Raw genomic sequence first — 11,591 nt, 5'->3', positions numbered from 1 at the left:
CTACTCCTGTACATGAGCTATAGTTTATCCTTAAAAAAGGTGGATTGACACTTCCCGTACTTGCGTAGCCAATAATCCTATCTATTTTATCTTCTATTCCAATAAGTGTAATACCGTCATTCACATGACAAGCGTTAACCCAACCTTGAACTAAATCCTTAATATCAATTTCTATATAAGATCCTACGTCACTATCGGTTACATTGAAAGAATAAGGAGAAATAATAGTATTTGGTGCTGTATCCCAAGTTACAGTTGCTTGGTTAAAGTCACTTTCATTTTCATATATTGTTACGGTTTGTGGCGCTAGATCCGCATCAGATTTATCTTTTCTGTTTACAAATAAAAATAGCCTAGCACTACATATTGTGTCAGAGCACAGTAAATTAATATTAAATTTTAATAATGTTCTATAAGCATCCGGTTTACAACGATTTATTTTACTTACAATATATTGTCCTGTAAACAATTGATTGACAGTCCCAAAATTAGTATTGTGATAAAACTGGGATATATAGACGCTATCAGTAGGGAAAACATCGATAGATGCCATTGTTTCGCCACCTTATATTCAACTTTCACTATAATATGCTAATTATAGTACAAATGTCACATGAGGTAGTAAGCACCGCGAATGCCACCAGCATAGATCTACGAACCATGTGTTCGTTATGTTTTAGTAAGTACAAGTCCCAGTGAATATAGCTCTGCCAGAACGTTTCTTGAAGCGCTGTTTTTTTCTATTTTTAAAAAAGAATTATTGAATTATAATTTTCATTAAAATTCAGGGAATAACTTCCTGTAATATTAAACGTAACAAATGAAAATTCTAATACCAGTTCCTAAAAAAGAGATACTGATTAGGCAGATTATTCAACAGTACATCCAAAATGTTTGTCAAGTAATTTAAAGGAGGTAATAACACAACAATGAAAAAGATAAAGGATAGAGATACCTTATCCATTATCTCAGGGCTTCTTGGGCTGGCTGGGATTATGGTTGTCGATGAAGCCTCTTACCGAGCAAAAATATCTCAAAGATCGTATAGACAAGCTGCTGCAGGCATCTTCGTATCCAAGAGCGAGGCAAAAAATGCAAGGGGTCAGCTCCTTGGGGTAATAATGAGCTCCGCTGTGAGTATTCTTGGAGCTAATTATATCATTAAGCGTATGTCGCAAAACGGACGCGATCAACTTATTTCTAAAGGAATCACATCGGGAATTGTCTTCGGAGCGATAGCTACGGCCATCCCAAATCTTGCCCCCTGGAATAAGATGAAACCTAAAGATGCTGCAAGTAATCTGTCCTATGTTTTTAGTAATATAGTATTTGGTTTGATCGCTACCTTTTCAGCCGCTAAATTAGGTCATGATTCACTTTATGACGTTCCCCCACAAAACGATTATTTGAAGCCTACTGAGAAAACAAGTGAGCAAATAAAAGAATCAAAAAGAAATGCTGTTCAACCTATTTCCTCAGATATAAATCATAATAAAGAAGAAGGCGCTTCAAATTATATTATGTAATTAAATCTCACGAGCCAGAACGCGTAAAAACGTCTGTGGCTTTCATACACCTTATACCTATTCAGCAGCTCCCCTAATGGCCGAGTGTGAAACCGAGCTAATAGAATCAACTGCAAGAACACTTAACAGTATAAACGTTCATGAAGCTTAAGTTCACAGGGAGGAATGAAAAAATTATACAAGGATTAACTTTTCATAGCACCATTAAACTGGGATAATCATTATAAGGTAGGATGCTGTAAGCCGTTTGATTTGTGGTGGATTATACCCCGGAGTATAAACTGGTTCCAACAACCTATGAGTACAGGTAAATGTGCCTTGAGCACGTGTAAGAAATTTCGATAGATGTTCTTCGGTTGTTGGGTAACCTGCCTTATTTGGAGGTGTGGTTTAATGGATGCTGTTTTGGAATGCTGTGCTGGGTTGGATGTCCATCAGGAAACAGTAGTTGCTTGTGTTCTCTTTGGGCCCCTTGAACATAAGCCGAAAAAGGAAATTAGGATGTTTAGCACAACAACGCCCGATCTTTTGAAACTAGCTGACTGGCTAGAAGGCCAAAAGTGTTCTCATGTGGCGATGGAAAGTACAGGAATCTATTGGAAGCCCGTGTGGAACATTCTCGAGACAGGAACGTTTCAACTCATCCTCGCCAATGCCCAACGAATCAAGAACGTTCCTGGACGAAAAACTGATGTCAAAGATGCAGAATGGATAGCCCAACTCCTTCGAAGTGGTTTAATTGAAGGAAGTTTTGTTCCGCCCGTGGAGATCCGTGATTTAAGAGATCTTACTCGATACAGAAAGAAACTTCTTCAGGATACGACTCAGGAGAAAAATCGGATTCATAAGGTTTTACAGGATGCTAATATAAAGATCACAACCTATATTTCCGACATTTTCGGTGTCTCGGGGCGCAATATCATGGAGGCACTTATTGATGGAGAAGTCATCACAGCAGAAAAGCTCACCCAGATGGTAAAAGGTAAAGTAAAAAGCAAAGTTCTTGGTTTAGTTGATGCTTTAAACAACCGACTAAGAAGCCATCATCGAGAAATGATCCGTTATTCTTGGGAACACTTGAAGTTTTTAGAACAAACAATTGCTCATGTTGAGATGAGAATAGACCAATGCTTAACTCCCTACCGACAAGACCTTGAACTCTTGGATTCTATTCCCGGCGTAAACCAAACCGCTTCTGCAGTAATGATCGCTGAACTAGGTACAGATATGAGTGTTTTTCCAACGGATAATCATCTATCCTCTTGGGCTGGTGTGTCTCCAGGCAACAACGAGAGTGCAGGTAAAAAAAAAGAACTGGAGCCACCTCGGGAAACAAAGCGTTAAAGTCAGTATTATGTGAATGTGCCTGGGCAGCTTCTAAAACCAAAAACACCCGACTATCCTCAACGTTTTGGCGATGGGTAAAACGTATGGGAAAGAAAAAGGCTTTGCTTGCATTAGGACATCTGATTCTCCGGATTGCATATAAGATATTACTGACCAGGGAGCCATATAAAGAATTGGGTACAGAATACCTTGTCAAACGCGAAGAAGAAAAGGAACAACGCCTAATTAGACAACTTCAAATAAAGGGATATCAAGTCCTGAAGGCGTGAAGAGTGAATCCCAAATAGATTATTTTTAAGAGATCTAGGAAGATCTCGGGCATCCTATGTCTATTAGAGACAGGAAGGTATAAGTCCAAGACAAGTAGTAGACGTTGGAGACTATATTTTCGTAAGAAATCATAATGTGACTTCCAATCCGGTTCAGGTATTATTGCTGCATATGGCTTCAATGCGGAACAACAGCTATTCATGCGGCTGATCGGCAGCTAAATTAGGATATTATATATTAAAACACATAACTTGACATGCTATGGTCAAGTTATGTGTTTTAATATCATTAATGAGGTGGATGCACCGCACTTTTAGCTCTTATATACCTTTACGCCTTAAATCTATGTTCGCTCTAAGTGAATCTATTTGCTGTTATACTTTAGCGCAAAGTGTTCCATTATTTTTGCCCAAATATGCTGTGTTTCAAGGAATTCACGATAATGCTTTTTGACATTTTTATGGTATTTCTCCAATTCATTTGAAACATTCATAAAATCCGGTTGTCCAAAGAAAGCACAGATTTTAGGCAATGTTTCGTTAAGCTGTTCCCGCATCTCTTTTATTTTTTCTTCATAATGATCCGGTTGTGTAATATAGAGCAGTAAGGGCTTATAACGAATCCACCCTATACAGGCCTTGTAAAAGCGAGTGGTAATCTTTTCGGTATCTGCTTTGATGAACTTCAATCGGATTGGGAGAACCCCTTCTAAAAGATAATTATAGGTGGAAAACCCGTCATGAAATGTGTAGCAAGGCACGCGCAAAACTTTCCGTTCGCTTAGACAGGTACTTAGAAATGTATCCTCTCCCCGAGCTCCCGGTGGATTGTAAAACGGAAAAATACGGCGAGAATCTTTCAGGTTAATGCACAGATTAGCGCCTGAGATGAATTTGGCATGGTTTGTTTCCTGCACTTCTATCGCCTCATCGCTCGTCAATATCTTTGTATCAGCATAGGTTACTCCGCCATTTTTCATAACGGTTTTCAATGTATCCCAGTTAACAATATCATTACTGATAGCCTCAATAAACGAGCGGAAATCTGCTTCGGTCATAGTGCCATTAAATTCTAAATAGGGAATAGGCGATATATAGCCACAGTGGTGTCCATGGGTGATGTCCGCCTGAGAGATATATTCAAGATGATCGAACAGAACATGCTGTCCTCCCCAAATTGCAGTTCGTCGCGTATTGGTCACTGCCATGGGATATTCGTCGTCGTCCAGAAAGATCAGATAATCCATATTGTTCTTTATAGCGTTATATAGCACAGCGTTACGCTTAGCTGCATACCCCCTGCCAAAAATCATACGCGCCTCACTCATATCGACGACGTTTTCTCGAATCAAATAATCAATTTCTTCTTTTATAGCCACGCTTCCAATAAATTTGCTGCTATCAATTTGCTCGACTAGTTCTGGGTGTATATTGGTGTAATCCGTCATTTTTGTTTTATTATAATTAAGATCATAGGCAACAAAAAGATTTAAACTGATTCGTTTGTTTTCCACCAAACCGGATTCTTTCCAGTTGTAAATGGTGGTTCGCAGCACCTTTTGAAAACTCCTTCTCCCAGTGGCAAAACCGATTCCAACTTTAATATTTTCGAACTTATGGATTTAATCAATCCCTTTCAATGCACAAATTAATAGCAAGGTATGACAAATTATAACATAATTAAATAAATATAGCACATAATCCACGAAATATTTCAAGCAACCGGTAAAACGCCACCAAATATATTAAACAATTCAAGTCATCTGAGATTGCACTTAATAACTATTTTAAAGGTTTATAACATAAGTTTCTACTTTCTGATAGTATTAAAAAGACCGGAATCAGTCTGATTATTTAAAGAATATCGCAAAGGGTTTAGTTGAGGGAATAGATAGTGTAGGCACTTGGGGAGGCATACGAATGGATCGAGGTTTGCTACGCGGCGCGACATTAGTTCTGCCGGATCGAATTTGTCATGGCGGAATAATCTGGCAAGATGGTATTCTGAAGGAAATCTTTGAAGAAGGTCAACAAGCATTTAACGAAACAACCGTGTGGGACATGGAAGGGGATCTCTTGATCCCCGGTTTGATCGATACGCATGTGCATGGAGCCGGAGGCTGTGATGTCATGGATGGAACTCCGGGGAGTTTACAGACCCTAGCCGAGGCTCTGCTTAAAGAAGGCACAACTTCTTTTTTGCCCACAACGATGTCTTGCAGCCCTGAACAACTGAAGAGGGTGTTGCAAAATGTCGCTGATTTTCAACGAGGTCACTTCTGGGGCGCGGAAATCTTAGGACTACATCTAGAAGGCCCCTTTATAGCGGAAAAGTTCCGAGGCGCACAGGCAACGGAACAGATTTGGGATAGAGCTAAGGACGGGAGTGCACAATTCTTGGCTAACCTGCTGCACGAGTTTCCAGGTCTCTTGAAGATCCTGACGTTTGCTCCGGAACGACCGGATGGACAAGCCCTTACTAAGGTTTGCCTAGCGCATGGCGTAATCCCCTCAGCCGGACATACCGCCGCCGATTTAGCTCAGATGGAACTGGCTGTGCAATGGGGTGTACGACACATTACTCATGCGTTTAATGCCATGCCCGCAATTCATCACCGCAACCCGGGTCTATTAACGAAAGCGTTGCTGGATAATGCGATTACCCTAGAAATCATTGCTGATGGGGTACACATCCACCCCGCAGTGCTGGAACTGGTATTGAGAAATAAACCACCCGAACGAGTTTGTTTGATATCTGACGGCACTCGAGCAGTGGGCATGCCGGATGGAGAATACGAACTTGGGGGACAAAAGACCCTTGTTCGCCAGTGTAAAGCCCTATTGCCCGATGGGACGATCGCCGGTAGTGCCTATCCCTTACGCCAAGGTCTAAAAATGTTGGTACAAAAGCTCCAATACCCCTTGCCGGAGGCTGTGCGTTATGCAACCTCAAATCCCGCCAAACTTTTGGGGATTGATAATCGGGTTGGCAGTCTCGAAATCAACAAGGAAGCGACATTTATCCGACTATCATCTGACTTTGAGATTAAGCAGGTATGGTTGCAAGGCAGGTTAGTGTTTTAAGACTAAGGTAATCTAGGAGGAGCAAAAATGGAGATTATTTATGCACAGGATAATTTAAGTTTAGGCCAAATGGCTGCTCGTTGGGTGGCACGTGAAATCTTAGTATGCCCGCATCTAGTGTTGGGTCTTCCGACGGGAAGTACACCGATTGGCATGTACCACTATCTGACCCGGCTTGCCCAAGAAGGGATTATTAGCTTTTCTCAGGTCCGCACCTTTAACCTTGACGAATATGTAGGCTTAGCGGCTGATCACCCGCAAAGCTACGCCTTTTTTATGCGTGAACATTTTTGGAGTAAAGTTGATTTGCCGAACGGTAATGTAAATATCCCTCGTGGAGATGTTTCCAATTTAGCTGAGGAATGTCGCAGGTACGATGACGCGCTTCAGAGGGTCGGCGGCATTGACGTGCAGATACTGGGTCTGGGTCCAAATGGTCACATTGGTTTCAATGAACCTTCACATAATATGGAGATTCATACCCATGTTGTGGATTTGACGGCGGCGACAATTCAGGCTAATAGACGTTTTTTCCCAGATTCTGAAGCGGTTCCCCGCCAGGCGGTCACGATGGGGGTTGGCAGCATTATGCAAGCGCAAAAAATCCTCTTACTCGTCAGTGGGGAGAGCAAACGAGACATTTTGACCAAGACGATCAATGGACCAGTGAGCACAGAGGTTCCCTCCAGCATTCTACAGCTGCACGCTGATATAACTGTACTCACGGATATTAAGCTCAATAGGAGATAGGATCAATTTCAGTCTTCTGGTTTTTGATTAATTGTGTTTCTTGAATCATATTTTCTGAGGATGAAACAGATTTGCCCAACAAACTCTTTTATTCGATGCAATTCACTTTCGCGACTGCCGGTCCTCCACGCCTCACAGTAATCCATCAGCCAGTATTCCAGTTTACCGGCCAATTCATACGGAGCATCCAGGGACTGAACATTCTGCCCGTACTCACGTTCTTTAATGACCAGCGTCAATTCCTGCATCAGTGCTACCCCACGGGCAGCCAGATAATACTCCAACATTTCCGCTTGACGGTCTGCATAGGAACCCATATTATTCTGTTTCAGGTAATTGAAGATTTCCGCGCATCTGGTAACTGCTGATTTAAGTTGATTCTCTGAAACCTTCATCATTTCTTCTTTAGCTTTATCATAAAGGCAGATTCCACAATCATTGTAGGTCTGATTGTATACCTTATAATCCCTGAAAAATGCCAGATTGTTAAAAATAATGATATCCTGATGAGAAAGTTCGCGCAGCAGTCCCACCAAACTTTCTCCTTGGTCTCCATATTCTACCAAGGAAATAGCCTGATCTATAACTTTAAAATCCCGGTCATCCTTCACGTTCCAACCCTGTGCTCCGCCGTAAATTATACCGGGAATGCCAAGAGCGGGCATATTAATGTGACCACAATCCCCCCAGTCGGTATTCAGAAATCCATCAGCATGATACTGATCCCCTAACTTCGCCATCTCCCTTATGTTGGTAAAACTCAAATCATAGGCATTAACCAAGCGGCTGTAACCGGATAGGCTAGGACATACATACTGCTTTAAACCTTTGTCGAAGAAAATTTTTACAGTTTCTTCGTTAGCACCATAATCGTAATACCAGTTGAGGCAGGTAACCTGCGCGTTCAGTTTATCCAGATGCTCGGGATGACTCTTGACAATATCTCCCCAAATCATCACCTTTTTACCTTTGCTTTGCAGATAACTTACTAATTGGTTGACATAGAAAAGATACATCTCTCCGTAATCCATTGCCTGAGCCAGACAAGCACTTTTCCCTTTACCCAAATCAAATGTTTCATCGCAACAAATATTTATTTTATCACTACGAAACAAGGGCAGGTATTGGTCCAGAATGCCCTTGATCAGAGTAAAGCTTTCGGGATCGGCTACATTGAGAATATGGTATCTCATGCGGTTATACCATGTAAATGTCTCTCCCGGCCCGTTGTCCATTTCTCTGTATTTACCAAAGCTTTCTGAACGGAGTAAATCATACAAATGTCCAAAGGTGGCTACACAGGGTACGAGCTCAACCCCTCTGATATTGCAGTAACAATCCAACTCCAAAATTTCTTCCGGGGTAAAAGGATCAGTCTGCGACCAGATTTCCTCAAAGCCATCCAAGCGTAAACAGTTTTCCATATACAACTGAAGTTGATTGATTTTATACAGCGCCAACCGATCGACCAGCGCTTTCAAACTGTCCATAGTAGGCACCCTTCCTCGGCTAACATCAAGCATATAGCCTCTGTTTGCATAGGATGGTTCATCGACAATATCAACACAGCCAATTTCCCCACGTGATATCTTGCATAGCTGAATCAACGTCGCTGCCCCATATAGGAAACCACGGTTGGAACAAGCGACAATGGTAATTTTATTGGGTCTCACTGTCAGCGAGTAGGCTTCCTTGCTACCTTCCATATCAGCATGTCGAAAGTATATACAGTTTTCATTGAGATGTCCTGCACTGCGCAGCACCTTTTTAATGGGCAGAGTAATTGCAATAACTTTCTTTATTTCCTGCTGTAAGAGTTTTCCCGTTTCCAAATCGTTGTCATCCTGCCCAACATCTAACACAATGGCGGTAGAGTGGTCTATCAAAAAAAAACCGTCCTGTGCTGTAATCTTGCTTGGCAATGGGATTAAATACATGCTATTCCTCCTTAATGGCAAATTCCACCTCGAAATATGATACGTCGTACTTGGCTAATTCTGCTCAAGAGAGCCGCTCCAACGTCATAGCCCTGGTTTTTGAGGTCGTCCATCCGCTCCTGCAGATTGTGGCGCAACTCGTCCTTCAATTCTTCCACGGTACGCAACCCTTCGTAGGGAGAAAATACGTATTCAAATATTGATTTAATTTCTCGTTCACTCTAAATTGCCACCTTTCATTCATAGTAACTGGTCTAATACCTGCTTGGCGTATTCCCAGTTCTTTTTATTTTCAGCATAGGTCAATTTGCCTTTTTCTGTTATCTTATAGTATTTCCTTCTACCACCCTGCGTTTCGTCGCCCCAATACCAAGTAATATTGCCATCGCTCTCCAGTCGTTTGAGGCTGGAATACATGGTGGCCTCTTTTAGTTCATATTCGCCACCGGAATTCTGCTGGATCAACTTGACGATTTCATAGCCGTAATGATCGCTGTTCAGCAAAATCTTTAAAATCATCGTATCAGTATGACCACGTAGCAGGTCGGAAGAAATTTTACTTGCCTCCATTTGCTCACCTCCGTGTTTATACTTTACATCACATTACTATTACTGTCAATGTACTATTATGTATCTTGTAGTATGACGATCGTTTTATTGCAAATCGTATTACGACTCATGGACAATCTCACTGATTTAGAAGGCCTCTATAAATCCATAATATCCCACATTGTCTGAGATGGGGAAGATGACACTTATGTAATAGAAGTAAATTTTCTATAGGGACTTAAAGTAATTGAAGTTGCTCTGGGATATACTATTGGCATACTAACTGTAAAGGAGGTGTTGCCAATGACCACTACTAAGACACCCAATAGATTATCCAAGGAAAAATCACCCTATCTACTTCAACATGCAAACAATCCCGTGAACTGGTTTCCTTGGGGTGAAGACGCTTTCAATACTGCAAAGGCAGAGAACAAGCCGATTTTCTTATCTATTGGGTATTCCTAGACGGTCATCAAGTCAACATGTCACTGGTGACGTGTTCGTCAAAGATACCTTTAAAAACGCAATAAAAAAAGGGCGGCTTTCGCCCGTCCCCTTTATAAGAATACGACTTCCATCTCAACTTCGTCGCCGTCCCGCTTGTATAAAATTTTATCAATTAGTGCTTTTGCCAAGCGGTTCTTATCTGTGTTATCCACGTCCGGGTTATTAAATACGTCTCGAAGTTCTATAACCTTTTTGATTCGTTCTTCCGGGTTCATACCTTTGTAATTTGCAAGGGCTTCGGTCAACCTTTCGACTTCATGCTTTGCATCTTCAATATCCACGGTCAATTGATCGAATTGCTTTTCGTACTTATCCTTTTTTAGTCTGCCTTCAATGTATATGTCATTCAAGCGGTCAAGGCGATCGGTTAATTCTCCGATTGATTGTGTCTTTGCTTTAAGGTCGAATTGAAGGTTCTTAAACCGACCAGATTCGACGGGCTTATCTTGGTTCAATTTTTCAATATGATCTTGAAGTTGTGCGTCAAGTATTTCGTGAAGTATGTTCGAATGTATTCCGCCATTTTTGCATTTGACCCCTGTCGGACTTATTCCGGGACATGGTTTTAATAGTGTTGAACCATTCGCACGAAATTGTAAACCGTGTACCCTGCCGCATTTCCCGCATTTGATTAACGAACTAAGCGGGTGAGTGTTCGCCCTTGATTTGGTCGGGATTTTCGTCCTTTCTTTTATCATTTCTTGAAGTCTTCCGAAGTCTTCGTCGCTTATTAATGGTTCATGTGATTTGTCCGAAACAATCCATTCGCTTTTAGGCTTGAATTTTAGCGGCGCGGTCTGTCGATTAATATGCCCGGAACCCGACGACTTACCAAACACAATACGCCCTGTGAAAACTTGGTTTTTTAATAGTCGAAGAATAAACGTTTGTGAAAAATTGGTTCCACGCGGCGAACGTAATCCCTTCTTATTTAATTCGATCGCAATGTTTTGTGGCGCGATTCCTTCAAGCGCCCGATCGAAGATGTAACGAACGACTTCCGCTTGTTCCGGGTTCGGTTCGAGTATCTTTGTTGTCGAGTTATAATCATAACCGAAAGGCGCCGTACCGTTTACATAATGCCCCTTCTCGGCGTTGGTTATCTTACCCCGCTTGTACCGCTTTCGGATTTGGTTCCATTCATACCGGGCGAATACTGCGAGAAGGTCGCCCATAAATTCATTTTCGATATTCGAATAATCATATAGTGCGGTCGGCGTCATAAGAAAGACGGCGTTATCTTTAAAAGCACTTTTAATTCGTTCCCAATCTGCGCCGCTTCCGCGACTTAAACGGTCAACGTCCATACATAGAACGACATCTGCAAGTCCTTTTTCAATGTCGGATAACATTCGCTTCAATTCGTCTCGATATTCCAATGAAGAACCGCTTTTTATCTCTTGATATATTTCAGGTTTCTTCCAACCGTTGCGGTTGCAAATTTCCAATAATGTCCGTTTATGATTATCCAGAACGTCAATCCCTTTGTCTTCTTCGTCCCGTGACTTCCGCAAATACAAAAAAACTTTTGAAATTCCTTTTAAACCGATTGGTTCCATTACATTCACTTCCATTCTCTAATTCTGTCATGTACTGAACCAATTCTATTCGATTGCGTCCGA

9 protein-coding genes and 2 pseudogenes are annotated in these 11,591 nt (G+C 41.5%); 5 read left to right on the top strand and 6 right to left on the bottom strand.

Annotated elements, in window-relative coordinates; all coding sequences use genetic code 11:
* On the bottom strand, positions 1–553 hold a 553-nt coding region (locus DSBG_RS09585), incomplete at its 3' end, for a DNRLRE domain-containing protein (RefSeq protein ID WP_141694280.1).
* A 376-nt stretch (positions 554–929) separates the two neighbouring features.
* On the opposite strand from DSBG_RS09585, the gene DSBG_RS09580 reads away from it, so the two are divergent.
* On the top strand, positions 930–1,526 hold the full coding sequence (locus DSBG_RS09580) for a hypothetical protein (protein ID WP_068963932.1): 597 nt from the start codon (positions 930–932) through the stop codon (positions 1,524–1,526).
* A 393-nt stretch (positions 1,527–1,919) separates the two neighbouring features.
* Positions 1,920–3,142, top strand: a pseudogene (locus DSBG_RS09575) (IS110 family RNA-guided transposase).
* Positions 3,143–3,507: 365 nt separating this feature from the next.
* Here DSBG_RS09575 and DSBG_RS09570 read toward each other — a convergent pair.
* Entirely contained in the window at positions 3,508–4,698 is a 1,191-nt protein-coding gene (locus DSBG_RS09570) for a hypothetical protein (RefSeq protein WP_242877513.1), read from the bottom strand.
* A gap of 364 nt (positions 4,699–5,062) precedes the next feature.
* Between DSBG_RS09570 and nagA the strand changes: the two genes are divergently transcribed.
* Together nagA and nagB are read left to right on the top strand one after the other, a co-directional pair.
* Positions 5,063–6,226, top strand: coding sequence for an N-acetylglucosamine-6-phosphate deacetylase (gene nagA / locus DSBG_RS09565; protein ID WP_083236800.1), 1,164 nt, complete (start codon positions 5,063–5,065; stop codon positions 6,224–6,226).
* A 27-nt stretch (positions 6,227–6,253) separates the two neighbouring features.
* Positions 6,254–6,976: a glucosamine-6-phosphate deaminase gene (gene nagB, locus DSBG_RS09560; protein ID WP_068963927.1), complete on the top strand. Its 723-nt coding sequence runs from the start codon at positions 6,254–6,256 to the stop codon at positions 6,974–6,976.
* 8 nt (positions 6,977–6,984) lie between these two features.
* On the opposite strand, the gene DSBG_RS09555 is transcribed toward nagB, so the two are convergent.
* The 3 genes from DSBG_RS09555 to DSBG_RS09550 all read right to left on the bottom strand — a co-directional run bounded on the left by DSBG_RS09555 (position 6,985) and on the right by DSBG_RS09550 (position 9,483).
* Positions 6,985–8,913, bottom strand: a complete 1,929-nt coding sequence (locus DSBG_RS09555) for a beta-N-acetylhexosaminidase (RefSeq protein ID WP_068963924.1) — start codon at positions 8,911–8,913, stop codon at positions 6,985–6,987.
* Positions 8,914–8,924: 11 nt separating this feature from the next.
* Positions 8,925–9,080, bottom strand: coding sequence for a hypothetical protein (locus tag DSBG_RS23030; protein WP_176716236.1), 156 nt, complete (start codon positions 9,078–9,080; stop codon positions 8,925–8,927).
* A gap of 73 nt (positions 9,081–9,153) precedes the next feature.
* Complete coding sequence (locus DSBG_RS09550) at positions 9,154–9,483, bottom strand: PadR family transcriptional regulator (protein ID WP_068963922.1); 330 nt, start codon at positions 9,481–9,483, stop codon at positions 9,154–9,156.
* A 282-nt stretch (positions 9,484–9,765) separates the two neighbouring features.
* Between DSBG_RS09550 and DSBG_RS21755 the strand changes: the two are divergent.
* Positions 9,766–9,924: pseudogene (locus DSBG_RS21755) on the top strand (DUF255 domain-containing protein); the annotation flags it as partial.
* Positions 9,925–10,019: 95 nt separating this feature from the next.
* Here the strand turns inward: DSBG_RS21755 and DSBG_RS09545 are convergent.
* Positions 10,020–11,528: a recombinase family protein gene (locus DSBG_RS09545; protein ID WP_068963920.1), complete on the bottom strand. Its 1,509-nt coding sequence runs from the start codon at positions 11,526–11,528 to the stop codon at positions 10,020–10,022.
* Between the last annotated feature and the right edge of the window lie 63 nt (positions 11,529–11,591).

The sequence above is a fragment of the Desulfosporosinus cupriresistens genome (genome assembly GCF_001707885.1).
Taxonomy (GTDB): Bacteria; Bacillota; Desulfitobacteriia; order Desulfitobacteriales; family Desulfitobacteriaceae; genus Desulfosporosinus.
Note: the sequence above shows the minus strand (reverse complement) of the source record. Positions and strands in the feature narration are given on the sequence as shown.

Coding starts and splice junctions, on each gene's coding strand:
- DSBG_RS09550 (WP_068963922.1), bottom strand. CDS start 9,483: ATGGAGGCAAGTAAAATTTCTTCCGACCTGCTACGTGGTCATACTGAT.
- DSBG_RS09555 (WP_068963924.1), bottom strand. CDS start 8,913: ATGTATTTAATCCCATTGCCAAGCAAGATTACAGCACAGGACGGTTTT.
- DSBG_RS09580 (WP_068963932.1), top strand. CDS start 930: ATGAAAAAGATAAAGGATAGAGATACCTTATCCATTATCTCAGGGCTT.
- nagA (WP_083236800.1), top strand. CDS start 5,063: ATGGATCGAGGTTTGCTACGCGGCGCGACATTAGTTCTGCCGGATCGA.
- DSBG_RS09545 (WP_068963920.1), bottom strand. CDS start 11,528: ATGGAACCAATCGGTTTAAAAGGAATTTCAAAAGTTTTTTTGTATTTG.
- nagB (WP_068963927.1), top strand. CDS start 6,254: ATGGAGATTATTTATGCACAGGATAATTTAAGTTTAGGCCAAATGGCT.